This is a genomic window from Enterobacter cloacae (assembly GCF_011078175.1).
GTDB classification, from domain to species: Bacteria; Pseudomonadota; Gammaproteobacteria; order Enterobacterales; family Enterobacteriaceae; genus Enterobacter; species Enterobacter cloacae_Q.
Genome location: NZ_JAALCJ010000008.1, coordinates 218,581 through 237,676, shown reverse-complemented (window position 1 = coordinate 237,676; position 19,096 = coordinate 218,581). Strand labels below are relative to the sequence as shown.

The following is a 19,096-nucleotide window of genomic DNA, read 5'->3' as shown; positions in this document are numbered from 1 at the left end:
GTTTATGACGCTAACAAACCGGAATCGCCATTGCTCCATGTGCTAAACAATATCTTAGCCAGTCGGCTAAAAACTGGTTAATTTGATGCTTTTCGTCGCGTTGATGCAACTTTTTATTCGGATAATCATACCGTGCTTTAAAGCGAAAGATCTGCTGGCTTGAACACACTTCAGCGACCATTGCGTCATGATAAAGACGTACCGTCATCGATGGCAGGCTCCAGTAGCTAATGCTCGGCGCCGTTTGCTCAATCTCCACCAGCGTAGTGTAGCGCGTTGATTCTGTTATCGTTAATCGATACTGCGCGTTGCTCACCTGATAGCTCACCGTTTCGCCGGGCGCGTCGTTTCGCGGCAGCAGGCGGCGCAACTGGGCGAAATTGGTTTCGCACAGGCGCATCATTTCTGGGAAGTCAGGTGTATAACGCTTCATTTTTTCCACTCGTGTCGTAATGTCTGATAATGCAGCTGTAGCCATTGCAGGGCGATGACAGACGCTGCGTTGTCGATTAACCCCTCTTCTACCCACTGGTAAGCCTGCTCCCGACTCACCACATGAACCCGAATGTCTTCGTTTTCATCTGCCAGACCGTGGATCCCTTCCGCAGTCGTGGCGTCCACTTCGCCCACCATAATAGATGAACGTTCCGTTGTACCGCCCGGGCTTGCCAGGTAGCTCACCACCGGTTTCGTCCGGCCAATCACCAGACCCGCCTCTTCCAGCGCCTCGCGGCGAGCGACGTCTTCGACCGACTCACCTTCCTCGATCATTCCGGCCACCATCTCCAGCAACCATGGCGTGTCGCTGGTCTCATAAGCCGCAATACGCACCTGCTCGACCAGCACAACTTCATCACGCACTGGGTCATAGGGTAGCAACACAGCTGCATGCCCGCGCTCAAAAATTTCGCGTTTGATCTCACCGCTCATTTCACCGTTAAACAGACGATGCCTGAAACGGTAAAGTTCCATTGAAAAAAAACCGCTATAAAGCGTTTCTCGTGCAATAATTTCTACATCGTTTTTGGCGAAGGTGACAGGCACGTTTTCTGGTTTTTGCATCGGTCAAGTCCTGGTAGCAATGGTGATGAAATTGTGAATTTCAAGGCTGTTTGGCTGCCGTTTGTATGGCTATATGGTAGATTGGAGCAAATTACCGCCAGATGGCACGTTACGCCAACCTTTTGGTGTGGATGATTCTGTTAGAATCGGCAATTATTTTTAATTAGATCAGCGCTAATACTGCTTCACAACAAGGAATGCAAATGAAGAAATTGCTCCCCATCCTTATCGGCCTGAGCCTGACGGGCTTCAGTGCAATGAGCCAGGCAGAGAACCTGTTACAGGTTTACCAGCAGGCACGTCTGGGCAACCCTGATTTACGTAAATCAGCGGCCGATCGTGATGCTGCGTTTGAAAAGATTAACGAAGCACGTAGTCCACTGCTGCCGCAGTTAGGCTTAGGTGCAGATTATACCTACACTAACGGTTTTCGCGATAACAATGGCATCGACTCGAATGCCACCAGCGCTTCTTTACAGCTTACACAGACTCTGTTCGATATGTCCAAATGGCGTGAACTGAGTTTGCAGGAAAAGAGCGCCGGCATCCAGGATGTCACCTATCAGACCGATCAGCAGACGCTGATCCTGAATACCGCGACCGCCTACTTCAACGTACTGAGCGCGATTGACGCCCTCTCCTACACCGAAGCGCAGAAACAGGCTATTTACCGTCAGTTAGATCAGACCACCCAGCGTTTTAACGTGGGCCTGGTTGCCATCACTGACGTGCAGAACGCCCGTTCACAGTACGATACCGTACTGGCTAACGAAGTGACCGCACGTAACAACCTCGACAACGCGCTGGAAGCACTGCGTCAGGTCACCGGTAACTACTATCCTGAACTGGCCTCTCTGAACGTAGACAGTTTCAAAACGGACAAACCGCAGGCGGTTAATGCTCTGCTGAAAGAAGCTGAAAACCGTAACCTGACCTTATTACAGGCGCGCCTGAGCCAGGACCTGGCACGCGAGCAGATCCGCCTTGCACAGGATGGTCACCTGCCGACGCTGAGCCTGAGCGCCTCTACCGGCGTATCAGATACCAGCTACAGCGGGTCTAAAACGACGTCTCAGGCCTATGACGACAGCAACGTTGGCCAGAACAAAGTGGGTCTCAGCTTCTCGCTGCCGCTGTACCAGGGCGGGATGGTTAACTCTCAGGTGAAACAGGCGCAGTACAACTTTGTGGGTGCCAGCGAGCAGCTGGAAAGCGCGCACCGCAACGTGGTGCAGACCGTACGTTCTTCCTTTAATAACGTCAATGCTTCTATTAGCAGCATCAACGCCTACAAACAGGCCGTTGTCTCTGCGCAAAGCTCTCTGGATGCGATGGAAGCGGGCTACTCCGTGGGTACGCGTACTATCGTTGACGTGTTAGACGCTACGACCACGCTGTATAACGCGAAACAGCAGCTTTCCAGCGCGCGTTACCAGTATCTGATCAACCAGCTGAACATCAAGCAGGCTCTGGGTACGCTGAACGAGCAGGATCTGCAAATGCTGAACAGCACGCTGGGCAAACCGGTCTCCACGTCGCCTGACAGCGTCGCGCCGGAAAATCCACAGCAGGATGCCGCCGTTGATAATTTCACCGCTAACAGCAGCGCCCCGGTTGCACAGCCAGCGGCAGCGCGTAGCACCGCACCTGCCAGCAGCGGCACGAATCCGTTCCGCAACTAAGAGTGTCATCAGGCCTACTGCGGCCTGATGCCCTCACCCCAGCCCTCTTCCACCGGGAGAGGGAGCACATTAATCCCCCCGAACGTAAGCCAACGTAAAGATCCCCCGGATTTCGCTCCTCTTAGCTTCATTTTCAACCACTCATCCTCTATCCTGAGCGTTATTACCCTTGGGTCCTGGAAGACAAATATGAAACGGACAAAAACGATGAATCACGCGTCGTTCCGCAAAAGCTGGAATGCACGCCACCTGACACCTGTCGCGCTGGCGGTCACCGCCGTCTTTATGCTGGCAGGCTGTGAGCAAAACGACGAAACGGTTTCGCTGTATCAAAACGCCGACGACTGCGCGAGCGCAACCGGTAAAGCCGCCGAGTGCACGACGGCCTATAACAACGCCCTGAAAGAAGCGGAACGTACCGCGCCGAAATATGCCTCACGCGAAGACTGTGTCGCCGAATTCGGTGAAGGCCAGTGCCAGCAGGCACCTGCTCAGGCGGGTATGGCACCGGAAAATCAGGCGCAGGCACAGTCCAGCGGCAGCTTCTGGATGCCGCTGATGGCCGGTTATATGATGGGCCGTTTAATGAGCGGCGGCGCGGGCTACCAACAGCAGCCGCTGTTTAGCTCCAAAAACCCGAACAGCCCGGCGTACGGTAAATACACCGATGCCACCGGCAAGGGTTATGGCGCTGCTACACCAGGCCGTACGATGACCGTACCGAAAACCGCAATGGCACCGAAACCAGCCACCACCAGCACCATTACCCGTGGTGGCTTCGGTGAGTCTGTTGCCAAACAAACCACAATGCAGCGTAGTGCGACCGGCTCTTCGACTCGCTCAATGGGCGGCTGATCATGGAACGAGTCAGTATTGTCGAGCGCCCGGACTGGCGCGAAAAAGCCACCGAATACGGTTTTAACTTTCACACTATGTACGGTGAGCCGTACTGGTGTGAAGATGCTTACTATAAGCTCACGCTCGCTCAGGTAGAGAAGCTTGAAGAGGTGACCGCCGAACTGCACCAGATGTGTCTGAAGGTGGTAGAGAAAGTGATCGACAGCGATGAGCTGATGACCAAATTCCGCATTCCGAAGCACACCTGGAGCTTTGTCCGGCAGTCCTGGAAAACGAACCAGCCTTCGCTCTATTCTCGCCTCGATCTGGCATGGGATGGCGTAGGTGAACCGAAGCTTTTAGAAAACAACGCCGATACGCCAACCTCCCTGTATGAAGCCGCGTTTTTCCAGTGGATTTGGCTGGAAGATCAGGCGAATGCCGGTAACTTGCCGGAAGGCAGCGACCAGTTCAACAGCCTTCAGGAAAAGCTGATTGAACGTTTCGCCGAACTTCGTGAACAGCACGGTTTCAACCTGTTGCACCTCGCCTGCTGCCGCGATACCGAAGAGGATCGCGGTACGGTTCAGTATTTGCAGGACTGTGCGGCCGAAGCGGAAGTGGCGACGGAGTTCCTTTATATCGAAGATATCGGTTTAGGTGAAAAAGGTCAGTTTACGGACATGCAGGATCAGGTGATCAGTAACCTGTTCAAGCTCTATCCGTGGGAATACATGCTGCGCGAGATGTTCTCTACTAAACTGGAAGACGCTGGCGTACGCTGGCTGGAACCGGCGTGGAAGAGCATTATCTCCAATAAAGCCCTGCTGCCGATGCTGTGGGAAATGTTCCCGAACCACCCGAACCTGCTGCCTGCTTACTTTGCTGAAGATGATTTCCCGCCGATGGAGAAATACGTTGTTAAGCCAATCTTCTCACGTGAAGGGGCAAACGTCTCGATTATCGAAAACGGTAAAACGCTGGAAGCAGTTGAAGGGCCGTATGGTGAAGAAGGGATGATCGTCCAGGAATTCTATCAACTGCCGAAGTTTGGGGACAGCTATACGCTGATCGGCAGCTGGCTTATTAACGATCGGCCTGCCGGGATTGGCATTCGCGAAGATCGCGCGCTGATTACACAGGATCTGTCGCGGTTCTATCCGCATATTTTTGTGGAATAACGTGCGGCCTGATGCCCTCTCCCACAAGGAGAGGGTGCAAACACTAAAAACGGCAACGACGTTGCCGTTTTGCTTTTGTTACCCCACCTGCACCGACAGCATACTCAAGCTCCCCATCTCAATACCGTCGATCGGGATCGTCACCGGTTCCTGACCATCCCACGCACCCAAAACATACAGCAATGGCAAGAAGTGTTCCGGCGTCGGGTTAGAGAGCGAACCGCCACTGTGCTCCAGATAATTCACCAAAGGGTGCTGCTCGACCGGCCCCTGCCAGGTCAGGTTTTCTTTTACATAGTTATTAAAGGCTGTTGCCCAGGGATACGGCGTATTTTCACCGTGCCAGCGTACCGTACGCAGATTGTGTACCACGTTGCCACTGGCAATCAGCATGATGCCCTCATCACGCAGGGTTGCCAACTTACGCCCCATCTCCATATGCCAGGCAGCCGGCATGGTGCTGTCGATACTCAGTTGCACCAGCGGGATATCGGCATCCGGATACATTTTGATCAACACCCCCCATGAGCCATGGTCAAAGCCCCAGGCTTCTTTATCCAGCGCAACCGGGACAGGGGCAAGCAGCTCAACCAGCTGCTGCGCCAGTGCAGGAGAGCCCGGTGCAGGATAATGCGTGTCATACAGCGCCTGCGGAAAGCCGCCAAAATCATGAATCGTTTTTGGCGTTTCCATGGCCGTCACGCCGGTACCCCGGGTAAACCAGTGCGCAGAGACCACCACAATTGCCTTCGGACGCGCTAACGACTCACCCAGTTGACGCCAGGCGCGGGTGTAGACGTTATTTTCCAGAACGTTCATTGGGCTACCATGGCCTAAAAACAGTGCTGGCATACGAGAAGAAGACATGATGATATCCTTAGAGGAGGTGTCAATGTGATGGGCCTACATTACGCGCATTCAGGTGAAGATGAACGCAGATAACCGTGAAGATCATCATCAGGAAATTTGAATGTCAGATATCGCTTAAGGAGAATGCATGTCAGTACCTTTGATTTTGACCTTGCTCGCGGGCGCCGCAACCTTTATCGGTGCATTCCTGGGGGTACTCGGGCAAAAACCCTCTAATCGCCTTCTGGCCTTCTCGCTGGGTTTCGCCGCCGGGATCATGCTGCTTATCTCGCTGATGGAAATGCTTCCCGCCGCGCTTCACACCGAAGGAATGTCACCTGTTCTGGGTTATGGCATGTTTATCATTGGCCTGCTGGGTTATTTTGCGCTCGACCGCATGCTTCCTCATGCGCACCCGCAGGATTTAATGCAAAAAAGCGTTGCCCCCATCCCTGGCAATATCAAACGCACGGCCATTCTGCTGACGCTGGGTATCAGCCTGCATAACTTTCCGGAAGGTATCGCCACCTATGTCACGGCCAGCAGCAATCTGGAAATGGGTTTTGGCGTCGCGCTGGCAGTGGCTTTGCACAATATTCCTGAAGGACTTGCCGTTGCCGGGCCTGTTTATGCCGCCACGGGTTCAAAACGTAAGGCGGTCTTTTGGGCAGGGATCTCCGGGATGGCTGAAATTCTCGGCGGCGTGCTGGCGTGGTTGATCCTCGGTAGCCTCGTCTCCCCGATTATGATGGCTGCGATTATGGCTGCCGTGGCCGGGATTATGGTTGCGCTCTCTGTTGATGAGCTGATGCCGCTGGCGAAAGAGATCGATCCCAACAATAACCCTAGTTACGGCGTGCTGTGTGGAATGTCAGTGATGGGGATGAGTCTGGTTCTGCTGCAAACCGCAGGCATTGGCTAAACGCGGATGCCTTCGTTTAATACGGAGGCATTATTATCCATGTGGAACTTAATAACGGCCATCAATATTATCAGGCGTATTTTTCATTATACGCCGTGACAATCAATAATATATTTTTATCTTATATTATTACGCCAAAGTTAGCTTATTAATTCTTCCGCTAACAAATAGCGCATTAAGATAGAGCGAATTTATACATTAACCTTCTCTTAAAATATGTTTTAGCCGTGTTAATCGCATCACTTGTCCCCAAACCGTATACTTTGCGAGTATTCTGATAAATAGCACTCAGATTATGAATTCATTTGAAAAGGATATTTTCATGTATATGGGAAAAAAAGTACTGTTAGCCGTCGTTCTGACAGCCATTATGTCGGGTTCTGCTTTTGCTGAAGAGCAAGGCTCAGGCAAAATCAAATTTCAAGGTATTGTCATTGACGCGCCATGCAGCATCGCACCAGACAGCGTTGATAAAGTCATCGACCTCGGTGAAGTGACCACTGCCGTAATTAATGCCAATAAGAAATCTACGCCTGTTCCGGTCGAAATTAATCTGGAAAACTGCCAGCTTGACGATCCGGCAGATGAGACTGACACGCCTATCTCTAAGGTGGATGTAACCTTCACCAGCGCCGCGACAGACGCGACGGATACCAGCCTGATGAGCAACACCTATGCAAACGGTGCTCAGAATGTGGGTGTACGTCTTCTGGATATTGCAGAGTCTACCCTCCCCCTGGGAGAAGCAAAATCGATTGACCTGCTGGCAGGCTCAACCACTCAGACGCTGCATTTCAAAGCCGTTATGGAAGTCCTTACCGGCAAAACTGCAACAGCAGGCCAGGTTGAAGCAACCGCTAACTATGTCCTGATGTACAAATAATCTCTTTGCATCACGCTTTCAACCGGCTGGCAATTCTTGCCAGTCGGCTCTGCCTCTTTTTCGAGTAACAGGTTGATGACATACAAATTACACCGGGTAATCATCATTGCGTCCCTGTTAATGACGAGAGTGGCCTCTGCCACCGAATTTAATATTAATGCCATAGACAAAGACCAGCGCAATAGCGTTGATTTATCCCTTTTTAAAGATCACACTTCCGTCATTCCGGGAAATTATTTTGTTACGGTTGCCATCAATGATATTCCGCTGGCAAATGGCTGGGAGCTTCGCTGGAGAGAAATAAATAACGCGGTTCAGGTCTGTATTCCCCCAGAGCTGGCCGATACATTTGCGTTGCAGGATGACGTTCGTCATGCTTTATCGGAAAAAGAGGGATGCGTTGATTTCGCCACCAGACCAGACATCAAATTCACTTTTGAGCAAGCCAGCCAGACCCTGAAAGTGACGGTCCCCCAGGCGTGGCTGCAATACCGTGCGGCGGACTGGATGCCGCCGTCCACCTGGGATAACGGCGTACCGGGCGTACTGCTGGATTACAATCTTTTTGCCAGCCATTATCAGCCCGATAGCGGCGGCAGCAATAACAACGTCAATACTTACGGCACCGCCGGTGTAAACGCAGGAGCGTGGCGGCTGCGCAGCGATTACCAATACACGCAGAGATATATGGAAGCAGGCTCGGATCATGACGGTCGTCTTTCACGCCTGTATATGTTCCGGCCCTTGTCTGCCCTCGGTGCGAAATTGACGCTTGGTGAAACGGATTTTCAGTCCGCCATTTTCGATGCCTTCACCTATACCGGCGCATCACTGATTAGCGATGAGCGTATGCTGCCCTGGTCGCTGCGCGGCTATGCCCCACAGATTACCGGGATAGCGCAAACCAACGCCACGGTAACCGTAAGCCTTGCCGACCGCGTGATTTACCAGAGTAAAGTCCCGCCAGGTCCTTTTGTTATTCAGGACCTTAACCAGTCGGTACAGGGCACGCTGGACGTCAACGTCACGGAAGAAGACGGACGGGTCAGTACCTACCAGGTATCAGCCGAATCCGTTCCCTTCTTAACGCGCAAGGGACAGGTCCGCTACAAGCTTGCGGCGGGTAAAGCACGCAAAGACGCCTCACATGACGTAGAAGATAACGCGTTTCTCAGCGGCGAATTTTCCTGGGGCATGCTCTCACACACCTCCCTCTATGGCGGCATGTTGGCAGATGGCGACCACTATCGTTCTGTCGCCACCGGGATTGGCCAAAATATGGCGTATCTGGGCGCGCTCTCTTTTGACGTCACGCAGGCCACCAGCCAGTTGCCCGGTCGGAGTAGCCAGACAGGTTATAGCTATCGCTTTAACTACAGTAAACGCTTTGATACGACGGGCAGCCAGCTTACGCTTGCCAGCTACCGCTACTCTGACCCTCAATTCCTGAGCTACGCTCGCTATCTTGATGATGATGACAGCCAGACGGAAAAACAGACCCTGAGCGTGACGGCAAGCCAGTACCTGTCGGCATTATCACTGAATTTATATATAAATATTCTCCGCCAGACCTGGTGGAACGCGTCGCCATCCACCACGGGTAGCGTTACGGCGGGCTATAACTTTGATGTAGGCCGCTGGAAAAACCTGGGTGTGACCCTCTCCTGGAGTAAAACGCATTACGAAGAAGACGGCGGCGGTGACGATACTCAGCTTTATCTTGCGCTCAGCGTACCGCTCGATCCCGATCACCGGCTTAGCTATGACATGCGCAACAGCGACAGGCTCAGTCATAACGTGTCGTGGTATGACACATCAGACCGGAACAACACCTGGGGCGTTTCCGCAGGTGCGGAAAGCGGTAAGCCTGGCTCCGGCGCACAGGTCAGCGGAAATTATCAGCACTATTCCGCATTCGGCGATCTGAATCTCTCGGGCAGCTATAAGGCTGAAGAATATCACTCCCTCAGCGCAAGCTGGAGCGGCTCAATCACTTCAACGGCGAAAGGCGCAGCGTTACACCGACGCAGCTACGGCAATGAACCGCGAGTGATGGTCAGCACCGACGGCGTAGGCAATATTCCCCTGAACCTGTCCCGGGATGAAACCAACCGGTTCGGTATCGGCGTTTTACCGTCATTCTCCAGCTACTCCCCCGCCACCGTGCAGGTCAATATGAACAACCTCCCGGATGGCGTGGATGTGGACAACCGCGTCGTGACGTCAACCTGGACTGAGGGAGCCATTGGGTATCGTCAGATTGCCACCCGTGCAGGTAAGGATGTGGCAGGCGTTCTGCGGATGCCATCAGGAACGCCACCGCTCGGGGCGATCGTTCGCCGGGAAGAAAGCGATTTGCAGGTTGGGATGGTGGCCGACGAAGGCCACGTCTGGCTGGGCGCCGTTGAGCCAGAACAGCAATTTCGGGTGACATGGGGCGACAAGCAACAGTGTCGCTTCTCGTTACCTTCTCACTTAGAAAACAGTATGCAGTTGATACTGCCGTGTCAGTAAGAAATCATCATGAAATTAACGCCGCTTAAAAGCCTGTGCCTGATGCTCATCAGCACAGCATTTTCCACCCATGCTGCCATTAACCTGGACCGCACACGTATTGTTTTTCCTGAAAGCGACAAGGCCACCAGCCTGAAACTGGACAACCAGAGCAAGGCTCTGCCTTATCTGGCGCTCTCCTGGATTGAAAATGAAAAGGGGCAAAAAGAAGATACGCACTTTATGGCGCTTCCTCCCATACAACGCATTGAAGCGGGCTCCTCGACCCAGGTGAGAATTGTTAAACAGGCCGCTACGCGCCAGTTGCCGAAAGACAGGGAATCACTGTTTTATTTCAACCTTCGTGAAGTGCCGCCGAAAAGCGTCAGCGCAAGCGAGGAGCGCAGCGTAATGCAGGTGGCGATGCAGAGCCGAATAAAGCTGTTATGGCGGCCTAAAGCGATTACCAAAAAGTCTGGCGAGCAGGTGGAGATGCGGATGGAAATTTCAGCCAATACCAACGGGCTGACCATACATAACCCGACGCCATACTACATCACCCTGGCCTGGCTCAGTAAGAATGCGAAGACCATGCTGCCGGGCTTCGACAGCCTGATGCTTGCGCCGTTTGCCACAGCAACGACTTCTACCGGTGACTACCACGGGAATTATTACAGCATCGGCTATATCGACGATTACGGCGCCCTGAAAAAGCTCGACGTGCAGTGCGCGGGAACCGCCCAGTGTAGGCTGACCGAACGGAAGATCGAAAACGATGCGAAATATAACTAATCTGCTGTTGATATTACTGCTCACCATGCTGCCGTTAAAAGAGGCGCTGGCGCTGGACTGCTACCTCGGGGGGGCTGGTGGCCCCGTCGAAAAAATCGAAACGATATCGCCATTTGCTATCCCCAGCAATGCGCAGCCAGGCGAGAAGATTTGGGAATCGAATGACATCAAAATCCCGGTGACATGCGATCACAACGTCACAAGCGGCTTTCAACCGGAAGACGTTTTTGCCTGGGTGAATCCCTATCCTTCTGCCACCGATCCCTATTATGAACTTGGGGTAACCTATGAAGGAATCGACTACGTTGCCATGGGCCAGCCTAACGGCGTGGATACACGCCAGTGCCTCGACAACAAAAACATCACGATTTATACCCCTGCTCAAATACACCAGATGGGCTGGGAGAACCTCATATGCTCCGGTAACCCGGAGGAGATACACACCTCTCGCACCTTTGTTGCACGACTGCGCTTATTCGTAAAAATCAAAGCGATGCCGCCTCACGGCTACGTAAGCTCGCTGAGCGATTACATTGTTGTCCAGTTTGACGGTAAAGGCGGTGTGAACCAGATGGCCGATGCGAAGAATCTCAAGTACCACATCACTGGGTTACAGAACATTACGGTACTGGACTGCGGGGCTACGTTTAGCATTTTCCCGGAAAACCAGGAGATTGACTTTGGCACCTTCAGTGCACGCGATATCGTGAATCAGCAGAAGCGCATGCGCACGTTTTCGATACGAACGACCAAAGTGCAGGATGCCCAGTGCTCCGACGGCTTTAAGATGGACTCGTCTTTTTACACCGCTGAGACACTGAGCGCGGATGACACCGCGTTGCTGATCGGGAATGGCTTAAAACTGCGTATTCTTAACGGAACAGAACCTTACACCTTCAACCAGTATAAAGAATACGCCGATTTCACAGGTGATAAGCTGAACGTCGAGCAAAACTACACGGCTGAACTTTCACAGGAAGAAGGGAAAGCGATTCAATCCGGGCCGTTCGAAACAGTCGTATTGTTCAAAATTAACTACCACTAAACACAAAAAAACCGGGATTCCCCGGCTTTTATGCATCAGCGATTTCAGCTGGCTTTGCGCTCGTGTGCCTGGCGATACTCCACCAGATCTTCTATCGTCACCACCGGCATGTTGTGCAGACGCGCAAAGGTGATGCACTCCGGCGCGCGCGCCATAGTGCCATCATCGTTGGTCAGTTCGCACAGTACGCCTGCCGGCTTGAAGCCAGCCAGCGTTACCAGGTCGATGGTCGCTTCGGTATGGCCACCACGGGTCAGCACGCCGCCCGGCTGCGCGCGCAGCGGGAAAACGTGGCCAGGACGGTGCAGATCGGAGGGTTTCGCACCCTCAGCAATCGCTGCACGTACGGTGGTCAGGCGATCAGCCGCCGAAACGCCTGTTGTCACGCCATGCGCCGCTTCAATGGTCACGGTGAAGCCGGTCCCGAAAGCGCTGGTGTTGTTTTCAACCATCATCGGCAGATCAAGCTGCTGACGGCGTTCTTCGGTGATGCACAGGCATACGATGCCGCTACCGTGACGGATGGTCAGCGCCATCTGCTCAACGGTCATGTTCTCAGCGGCAAAAATCATGTCGCCTTCATTTTCACGGTTTTCATCGTCCAGCACCATCACACCGCGGCCTTCGCGCAGTGCATCCAGTGCATGTTCAACACGTTGAGTTGAAGTGCCAAAAGAGGAAAGTAGCGTCTGATTCATGGTAAAAAAACCTCATTAACTTTATGGTTACCAGAATCAGGGCAGTCTTAGGAGCGCCGAACAAGCGGCAAAAAGATAACGTGAGCGGGCCTTGCCCGACTGGATCGTTACTCTCTCCCATCCGGACTCTAACCGTCGGCCCCGGAATTACACCGGATCTGCTGACCTTTGAGAATTAACCCAAAGCGCTCGCGGGCTTTCAGCGTTATGCTGATTTACCGCCGGTGGGGAATTTCGCCCCGCCCTGAGAATAAGCGAGATAACTATAACGCTATTGATTACCCTGGGCAATGCATAAGCTTCAAACAATTTTGTTTAACCCACGACATGACGCGCTACAATAGGCACTAACACCTTTTCATCAAGGGAAACGACAATGATTGACCCAAAGAAAATTGAGCAGATCGCGCGTCAGGTTCATGAGTCCATGCCGAAGGGCATTCGTGAATTTGGTGATGACGTTGAGAAGAAAATTCGCCAGACGTTGCAGGCACAGTTGGTTCGCCTTGATTTGGTCAGCCGCGAAGAGTTTGACGTGCAGACGCAGGTTCTGCTGCGCACCCGCGAGAAGCTGGCGCTGCTGGAACAGCGTTTGACCGAGCTGGAAAACCGCAATGCGCCGGAAGAAGTGAAGCCAGCGCCAGCTATTCCACCGGTGGATGACCAGGCGTAAGGGAAATGCAAAACGGCAACTTTGGTTGCCGTTTTTTGTGTTTGCCCCCTCTCCCCGTGGGAGAGGGTTGGGGTGAGGGCGTCAGCCCGCACAGGCTACTGACTGTCTTTCTGGATCTTCTTAATGATGTTGGTGGTTGAACACCCGTCTTCAAAGTTGAGCACCATCACTTCGCCACCGTTAGCCCAAACCTCTTCGCTGCCCGCGATTTGTTCCGGCTTGTAATCTCCACCTTTGACCAGCAGGTCCGGCAGAATGCCAGCAATCAGGCGCTGCGGGGTGTCTTCTTCAAATGAGACCACCCAGTCCACCGCTTCCAGCGCGCTGAGCACGATCATGCGCTGCTCCAGCGGGTTCACCGGGCGGGTTTCGCCTTTCAGACGTTTGGTTGAGGCATCGCTGTTGACCGCCACAATCAGGCGATCGCCCAGCTTGCGCGCGTTCGCCAGATACGACACGTGGCCCGCGTGCAGGATATCGAACACGCCGTTCGTCATCACCACTTTTTCACCGCGTTTGCGCGCGGCAGCAACGGCCACTTTCAGCTCGTCTTCGGTCATGACGCCAAAGCCTGTTTCCGCGCGCCCACGCACCGCGTTTTCCAGCTCGATTGGCGAAACGGTGGAGGTGCCGAGTTTACCAACGACCACGCCCGCCGCGGCATTCGCGAAGTAGCATGCTTCTTCCAGGGAGTTACCCGCCGCCAGCGTCGCCGCCAGCACGCCGATCACCGTATCACCGGCCCCGGTCACGTCGTAGACTTCCTGCGCCTGGGTTGGCATATGCAGCGGCGCCTTGCCCGGTTGCAGCAGCGTCATGCCCTGTTCGGAACGGGTCACCAGCAGCGCAGACAGCTCGAAATCAGCGATGATCTTCATGCCGCGCTCAACCAGCTCTTCTTCGGTTTTGCACTTGCCCGCCACCGCTTCAAACTCAGAGAGGTTTGGCGTCAGCAGCGTCGCGCCGCGATAGCGCTCAAAATCGGTGCCTTTCGGGTCAATCAGCACCGGCACGTTAGCTTTTCGCGCCAGTTGAATCATCGTCTGCACGCTCGCCAGCGCGCCTTTGGCGTAATCAGACAGCACCAGCGCGCCGATATTGCCCAGCGCCTGGCTAATACGCTCGTGCAGCGGCTCAGGATCAACGCCTTCAAACCCTTCCTCAAAGTCGAGGCGGATCAGCTGCTGGTTACGCGACAGCACGCGCAGCTTAGTAATGGTTGGGTGTGTCGGAACTGAAACGAAGTCGCACTTCACGTTCACGTCCGCCAGCGACTGACTTAGCGCACGCGCCGCATCGTCAATACCGGTCAGGCCTACCAGACGCGAATGTGCACCCAGCGAGGCTATGTTCATCGCCACGTTTGCCGCGCCGCCTGGACGCTCTTCAATGGTGTCGACCTTAACGACAGGTACCGGCGCTTCCGGAGAGATACGGCTGGTCGGCCCATACCAGTAGCGATCCAGCATCACATCCCCGACAACCATTACTCCAGCACGTTCAAACTCTGGCAGTGTTACTTTCATTCCTGACTCCAGAAAGATTCACAATTTGCGCGCGATAATATCACACTTGATTTGTTACGCACGGCTCCACCAGCCATTTCTGCCAGCTGGCCGTCACCCGGGCGCGCTCTGCGGCAAAACAGTCCAGCGCCACATGCCCCGGCTGTTCCTGCAATGCCAGATGATGAAGTTCATCGCGCAGCGTGGTGTAGGCGCGGGTTAAGGCCTGCGCCTCCTGCTCGTCCATAATGTCGTTTTGCGCCAGAAGTTCCAGAATGCGCACGTTATCCGACCACCGCGTCAGCTTCGGCTTGTCGTGCGCGTGCAGCAGCACCAGATACTGAGTGATAAATTCAATATCGGTAATACCGCCCTCGTCGGCTTTGATATCAAAGCGATCGCGATGCTTATTGCCCAGATGCGCGCGCATTTTCTCGCGCATCTCGCGCACCTCGGTCTGCAACGTACTGCCCTCGCGCGGCGTGGTCATGACCGCCCTGCGAATCGCATCGAACTGCGTTTTGAGCTGCGGATCGCCGTACACCACGCGGGCGCGCACCAGCGCCTGATGCTCCCACGTCCAGGCTTCGTTCTTCTGATAGTCGGCAAAAGCCTCCGTCGAGGTAACCAGCATGCCTGCCGCGCCGGACGGGCGCAGGCGCGCATCTACTTCATACAGAATGCCGGATGAGGTACGGGTGCTGAACAGGTGCATAATGCGTTGGGCCAGGCGCAGATAGAACTGACGCCCGTCGATTTCACGCTCGCCGTCGGTCATCACGTCCACCGGACAGTCGTGCAGGAAGATTAAGTCCAGATCGGAGCTGTAGCCCAGCTCCCAGCCGCCAAGCTTGCCGTAGCCCACCACCGCGAAGCCGCGGCCTTCGCGGTCTGTAAGGTGCTTCGGTTGCCCGTAGCGGGCCACCATCTGCACCCACGCCTGGTGAACAACCGCGTCGATGATCGCTTCCGCCAGCCAGGTTAAGTGATCGCTCACTTTCATCACAGGCAGCGTACCGGCGATATCAGCCGCCGCCACGCGCAGCATCTGCGCCTGCTTAAACTGACGCAGCGCCTCAAGCTGTTGCTCTTCGTCCTCTTCCGGTACGCGCAGCAGATACTGACGCAGCTCGTCGCGGTAGGCGTCCGTCGCCGTCGGCTGATAGAGCGTATTCGGGTCGAGCAGTTCGTCCAGCAGCAGCGGATAACGCGCCAGCTTGTTTGCCACCATCGGCGAGGCGGCGCAGAGGGAAATCAGGTGCTTCAGCGCGCCGGGAAACTCGCTTAACAGTTCAAGGTAAGTGGTACGCGTGACGATCCCGCTCAGCAGCGGCATCATGCGCGACAGCGGCACCGGCGCATCGTCGCGGGAGCAGACGTCGCTCAGCAGATGCGGCATCAGATGATCCAGCACCTGCCGACCGCGCGGGCCAATGGCGCGCTTGTTCAGTTCGAGGCGAAAATCGGCAATCAGCGCCACCACGCGATGGCGCGCGTCGTCGCTTAAGTGCGCCAGCACCGGCGTGGTGTCATCTTCCTGGAGCGCGTCCTGCCACAGTTCACGCCAGTGCTCGGAGAGCGCATCGTCCTGAGATTCACTTTCGTCGTCGCCGATCAGATCGTTAAAGATGCGGCGCACGCCCGCCATATGCGCTTCCAGCCGTTGCGTCAGCGCCGCCCAGTCATCCACCCGCATCCCCCAGGCCAGACGCGCGCGGTTCAGCTCATCGCCCGGTAACGTCTGGGTCTGTTCGTCGTTGATACTTTGCAGCAAATTTTCCAGACGACGCAGGAAGAGATAAGAGTCACGCAGCGTTTGCGCGTCGCCTTCCGGCAGCAGATGCAGCCGATCGATAGCGCTTAGCGTCGGCAGCAGCGAGCGGGATTGCAGAGAAGGTTCACGCCCGCCGCGTATCAGCTGGAAGACCTGCACGATAAATTCGATCTCACGAATACCGCCCGCGCCGAGCTTGATGTTGTCCTTCAGGCCACGTCGACGCACCTCGCGGGCAATCATCCCTTTCATATTTCGCAGGGACTGGATCACGCTGAAGTCGATGTAGCGGCGGAAAACGAACGGGCGCAGCATGGCGCGCAGCTCGTTGGCGTAGGCATCGTCGCTGTCGCCCATGATCCGCGCTTTGACCATCGCGTAACGCTCCCAGTCGCGCCCCTGCTCCTGGTAATAATCTTCCAGCGCGGCAAAGCTCAGCACCAGTGGCCCGCTGTCGCCAAATGGACGCAGCCGCATGTCCACGCGGTAGACAAAACCATCCTGCGTGGGCTGATCCAGCGCCTTAATCAGCCGCTGCCCCAGGCGAGTAAAGAACTGGGCATTGTCCAGCTCGCGACGACCACCGCGCGTGGAGCCGTTCTCCGGCCAGGCAAAAATCAGGTCGATGTCTGAGGAGAAATTGAGCTCGCAGCCGCCCAGCTTGCCCATCCCCAGAATCAACAGCGGTTGCGGAACCCCTTCTTCGCTGCACGGCGTGCCCCACTCCTTACAGCAGGCGGCGTAGAGCCAGTCCCGCGCGGCGATAATCAGCGTCTGCGCCAGCTCGCTCAGCTGCTGCAAGGTGCTCTCTTCGCTGACCAGTTCAAGCGCCTGCGCCCAGGCAATGCGTACCATCACCCGGCGGCGGAACTGACGCAGAACGCGCATCAGCGTGGCTTCATCTGCCACCTCTGCCAGCGCGGTTTGCAGCCAGCCAGCATAATGCCGCCACTCGTCAGCCTGCGGCGGCGCGCTTTCCAGCCCTGCCAGCCAGTCCGGGTTGACGCTGACGCTCTCCTGCACAAAATCACTGAACGCGAGCACGCTTTTCGCCTGCTCGCTTAACGATGACGCGGGTAACGACTCGGGCAGGCGTCCGCAAACGGTCTGCCAGTGCTGCTGTAACTGCGAAGAAAGCGGCATATCAGGGGTTCCTTGCCAGAATTAACGTTTTCCGCTGTGCAGCCAGTACGGATCCTGCGAAATGGCCTCGTTGCGGAAATGCTCGATCTCAATCTTCTGACGGGTCTCGATGGCATGCTTAAGCCCCTGCCAGTTCTCCAGCCAGGCCTGAGCCTTTACGCCCTCATACGCACCGGACAGCAGCAACATGCTGTCGATATTACGCGCCAGACGGGGAAGCTGGTCGCCATACTGGTCGCCCAGCGGATGGGCGAAGGTGGTTCTCAGCTCGGCGGCGTGACGGGAAAGATGGATATCCGCGAAGCGTTTGAAGTTCTCCGCGATTTTGGTCTGCCCTTTCGTATCCAGGAAAGTGCGCCAGCCATGCGTCACAAGAAATTCGGTCAGCGCCAGTTTCGCGCTGGCGTTTTGCGGGCTGTAGATTGCCGTTTGTGCCGACACGTCGGAAAGCATCAGCGTTTCGGTTTGAGTGAGCAGATCACGTAAGTGAGCGCTGGCTTTGCGCGGTACAATACCGCCGAACAGCGCCAGGGTATGACGCACCAGCCCCATGGCAGCAAGCACCTGTTTTTTGGCGTTTTTCACGTTACGCGCCCACAGCTCTTCATGGTACTGCCACTGAGAAAGCGCCAGCTCCAGCGCCGCCTCCATACCCTGCTCAACGGAGGCTTTCGGCACAACGCGCAGAATCGGGGTTTCTCGCAGCACGCGCGGCGCATTCCCGGCGGCCAGGTGATAGCCGCGCGCCGCTTTGCTCAGGCTGCCCTGACGCAGGCCTGGCTGGTTCACCAACTTACGCGCCAGCTTCAGCACGTCGCTCGCCTCGCCTTCCAGCAGTTCAAGCTCCAGCTCGCAGATCGGCTCCTGCTCTTCACCCGCCTTAATTTCACCCCTATCGAACGCGATCTCAATGCGGCTCTTGCCTTCCGTCACCAGCCATTTCTCACGCCAGAAATCGGTGCTGAACAGCGGTTGCGCCTCTGCCGACAGCGTTGCGGGCAGCGTCCCTTCCGGCCACACTTCCGCCGGAAAACGATCCAGCTCAAGTTCTGGCTTACTGATGTCGATATTGTATTCCGGACGCTGATGCAAACCGCCCACCACGCGACCGGCGATTTTCATCGTCATCTCGTAGCGCCCGTTCGCACCCCGGATGCGCAGGCCCATATCGTGGTGGCGCAGCCAGTTGTCCGGCGTTTCGTAATAGATGTTGAGCAGCTGTACGGGTTCATGGTGCTCGCCGGACAGCGTATTCAGATGCTGGCGGAGCGCGTCAGCGCTATCTTTTTCGACGATAAACTTTAATTCGATCTCTTGTGCCATAGCCTTGTACTTTTGCGTGCGTCACAGACGCGTCGATGAAGGCGAACTTCCTCGCCATTTGTTTGTCAGTACATAGTATTTTGCGCCAAATTGCCACGCAATGAGCAATTTGACGGGCGTAAAAGTTTAAAGCGGTGGAAATCATGACACAGATGATTCCGATTGATGATGAATCCTTTGCGTAGCGACACTGATGCCACTACTATCGTTCCACTTTTTATGAAAATAACGACT

Annotated in this window: 16 protein-coding genes and 1 riboswitch; of the genes, 9 read left to right on the top strand and 7 right to left on the bottom strand. The window is 55.1% G+C overall.

Features of this window, described 5'->3' with window-relative positions; translation table 11 throughout:
• Positions 1–10: 10 nt before the first annotated feature.
• A complete protein-coding gene (locus G6Q29_RS17940; RefSeq protein WP_003862516.1) occupies positions 11–433 on the bottom strand; it encodes a DUF1249 family protein in 423 nt (140 codons plus the stop codon).
• Positions 430–1,062, bottom strand: a complete 633-nt coding sequence (nudF, locus tag G6Q29_RS17935) for an ADP-ribose diphosphatase (protein ID WP_165466842.1) — start codon at positions 1,060–1,062, stop codon at positions 430–432. Before nudF ends, G6Q29_RS17940 begins: the two co-directional genes overlap by 4 nt.
• Before the next feature lie 203 nt (positions 1,063–1,265).
• Here nudF and tolC point away from each other — a divergent pair, with 203 nt between their 5' ends.
• From tolC to G6Q29_RS17920, 3 genes are all read left to right on the top strand, one after another.
• Positions 1,266–2,744 (top strand): outer membrane channel protein TolC, encoded by a 1,479-nt coding sequence (gene tolC / locus G6Q29_RS17930; RefSeq protein WP_165466841.1) that lies wholly within the window; start codon positions 1,266–1,268, stop codon positions 2,742–2,744.
• 189 nt (positions 2,745–2,933) lie between these two features.
• Positions 2,934–3,599, top strand: coding sequence for a DUF1190 family protein (locus tag G6Q29_RS17925; RefSeq protein WP_003862522.1), 666 nt, complete (start codon positions 2,934–2,936; stop codon positions 3,597–3,599).
• Between the two features lie 2 nt (positions 3,600–3,601).
• Entirely contained in the window at positions 3,602–4,762 is a 1,161-nt protein-coding gene (locus G6Q29_RS17920) for a glutathionylspermidine synthase family protein (protein WP_165466840.1), read from the top strand.
• Between the two features lie 78 nt (positions 4,763–4,840).
• On the opposite strand, the gene ygiD is transcribed toward G6Q29_RS17920, so the two are convergent.
• The gene (ygiD, locus tag G6Q29_RS17915; protein WP_165466839.1) at positions 4,841–5,629 is read right to left on the bottom strand and encodes a 4,5-DOPA dioxygenase extradiol; all 789 of its coding nucleotides are present in this window, start codon (positions 5,627–5,629) and stop codon (positions 4,841–4,843) included.
• Positions 5,630–5,759: 130 nt separating this feature from the next.
• On the opposite strand from ygiD, the gene zupT reads away from it, so the two are divergent.
• The 5 genes from zupT (at position 5,760) to G6Q29_RS17890 (ending at position 11,746) form a co-directional block, all read left to right on the top strand.
• Positions 5,760–6,533: a zinc transporter ZupT gene (gene zupT / locus G6Q29_RS17910; protein WP_165466838.1), complete on the top strand. Its 774-nt coding sequence runs from the start codon at positions 5,760–5,762 to the stop codon at positions 6,531–6,533.
• A 322-nt stretch (positions 6,534–6,855) separates the two neighbouring features.
• Positions 6,856–7,416 carry a fimbrial protein gene (locus G6Q29_RS17905; protein ID WP_165466837.1) on the top strand — a complete coding sequence of 187 codons (561 nt, stop codon included), beginning with the start codon at positions 6,856–6,858 and terminating at the stop codon, positions 7,414–7,416.
• Between the two features lie 75 nt (positions 7,417–7,491).
• Positions 7,492–9,930, top strand: a complete 2,439-nt coding sequence (locus G6Q29_RS17900; protein WP_165466836.1) for a fimbria/pilus outer membrane usher protein — start codon at positions 7,492–7,494, stop codon at positions 9,928–9,930.
• 9 nt (positions 9,931–9,939) lie between these two features.
• Complete coding sequence (locus tag G6Q29_RS17895) at positions 9,940–10,701, top strand: fimbrial biogenesis chaperone (RefSeq protein WP_165466835.1); 762 nt, start codon at positions 9,940–9,942, stop codon at positions 10,699–10,701.
• Positions 10,685–11,746, top strand: coding sequence for a fimbrial protein (locus tag G6Q29_RS17890; RefSeq protein ID WP_165466834.1), 1,062 nt, complete (start codon positions 10,685–10,687; stop codon positions 11,744–11,746). Before G6Q29_RS17895 ends, G6Q29_RS17890 begins: the two co-directional genes overlap by 17 nt.
• Before the next feature lie 44 nt (positions 11,747–11,790).
• Here the strand turns inward: G6Q29_RS17890 and ribB are convergent, their stop codons facing one another.
• Positions 11,791–12,444, bottom strand: a complete 654-nt coding sequence (gene ribB, locus G6Q29_RS17885; RefSeq protein WP_165466833.1) for a 3,4-dihydroxy-2-butanone-4-phosphate synthase — start codon at positions 12,442–12,444, stop codon at positions 11,791–11,793.
• A 105-nt stretch (positions 12,445–12,549) separates the two neighbouring features.
• Positions 12,550–12,700: riboswitch (FMN riboswitch) on the bottom strand.
• Positions 12,701–12,820: 120 nt separating this feature from the next.
• Between ribB and ubiK the strand changes: the two genes are divergently transcribed.
• The gene (ubiK, locus tag G6Q29_RS17880) at positions 12,821–13,117 is read left to right on the top strand and encodes a ubiquinone biosynthesis accessory factor UbiK (protein WP_003862539.1); all 297 of its coding nucleotides are present in this window, start codon (positions 12,821–12,823) and stop codon (positions 13,115–13,117) included.
• A 95-nt stretch (positions 13,118–13,212) separates the two neighbouring features.
• Here the strand turns inward: ubiK and hldE are convergent, their stop codons facing one another.
• From hldE to G6Q29_RS17865, 3 genes are read right to left on the bottom strand one after another with little or no spacing between them, the layout of a single operon-like run.
• Entirely contained in the window at positions 13,213–14,643 is a 1,431-nt protein-coding gene (gene hldE / locus G6Q29_RS17875) for a bifunctional D-glycero-beta-D-manno-heptose-7-phosphate kinase/D-glycero-beta-D-manno-heptose 1-phosphate adenylyltransferase HldE (RefSeq protein WP_165466832.1), read from the bottom strand.
• Between the two features lie 40 nt (positions 14,644–14,683).
• Positions 14,684–17,539 carry a bifunctional [glutamate--ammonia ligase]-adenylyl-L-tyrosine phosphorylase/[glutamate--ammonia-ligase] adenylyltransferase gene (gene glnE, locus G6Q29_RS17870; protein ID WP_165466831.1) on the bottom strand — a complete coding sequence of 952 codons (2,856 nt, stop codon included), beginning with the start codon at positions 17,537–17,539 and terminating at the stop codon, positions 14,684–14,686.
• Between the two features lie 21 nt (positions 17,540–17,560).
• Positions 17,561–18,862: an inorganic triphosphatase gene (locus G6Q29_RS17865; protein WP_165466830.1), complete on the bottom strand. Its 1,302-nt coding sequence runs from the start codon at positions 18,860–18,862 to the stop codon at positions 17,561–17,563.
• Positions 18,863–19,096: the final 234 nt, after the last annotated feature.

Coding starts and splice junctions, on each gene's coding strand:
- G6Q29_RS17940 (WP_003862516.1), bottom strand. CDS start 433: ATGAAGCGTTATACACCTGACTTCCCAGAAATGATGCGCCTGTGCGAA.
- nudF (WP_165466842.1), bottom strand. CDS start 1,062: ATGCAAAAACCAGAAAACGTGCCTGTCACCTTCGCCAAAAACGATGTA.
- tolC (WP_165466841.1), top strand. CDS start 1,266: ATGAAGAAATTGCTCCCCATCCTTATCGGCCTGAGCCTGACGGGCTTC.
- G6Q29_RS17925 (WP_003862522.1), top strand. CDS start 2,934: ATGAAACGGACAAAAACGATGAATCACGCGTCGTTCCGCAAAAGCTGG.
- G6Q29_RS17920 (WP_165466840.1), top strand. CDS start 3,602: ATGGAACGAGTCAGTATTGTCGAGCGCCCGGACTGGCGCGAAAAAGCC.
- ygiD (WP_165466839.1), bottom strand. CDS start 5,629: ATGTCTTCTTCTCGTATGCCAGCACTGTTTTTAGGCCATGGTAGCCCA.
- zupT (WP_165466838.1), top strand. CDS start 5,760: ATGTCAGTACCTTTGATTTTGACCTTGCTCGCGGGCGCCGCAACCTTT.
- G6Q29_RS17905 (WP_165466837.1), top strand. CDS start 6,856: ATGTATATGGGAAAAAAAGTACTGTTAGCCGTCGTTCTGACAGCCATT.
- G6Q29_RS17900 (WP_165466836.1), top strand. CDS start 7,492: ATGACATACAAATTACACCGGGTAATCATCATTGCGTCCCTGTTAATG.
- G6Q29_RS17895 (WP_165466835.1), top strand. CDS start 9,940: ATGAAATTAACGCCGCTTAAAAGCCTGTGCCTGATGCTCATCAGCACA.
- G6Q29_RS17890 (WP_165466834.1), top strand. CDS start 10,685: ATGCGAAATATAACTAATCTGCTGTTGATATTACTGCTCACCATGCTG.
- ribB (WP_165466833.1), bottom strand. CDS start 12,444: ATGAATCAGACGCTACTTTCCTCTTTTGGCACTTCAACTCAACGTGTT.
- ubiK (WP_003862539.1), top strand. CDS start 12,821: ATGATTGACCCAAAGAAAATTGAGCAGATCGCGCGTCAGGTTCATGAG.
- hldE (WP_165466832.1), bottom strand. CDS start 14,643: ATGAAAGTAACACTGCCAGAGTTTGAACGTGCTGGAGTAATGGTTGTC.
- glnE (WP_165466831.1), bottom strand. CDS start 17,539: ATGCCGCTTTCTTCGCAGTTACAGCAGCACTGGCAGACCGTTTGCGGA.
- G6Q29_RS17865 (WP_165466830.1), bottom strand. CDS start 18,862: ATGGCACAAGAGATCGAATTAAAGTTTATCGTCGAAAAAGATAGCGCT.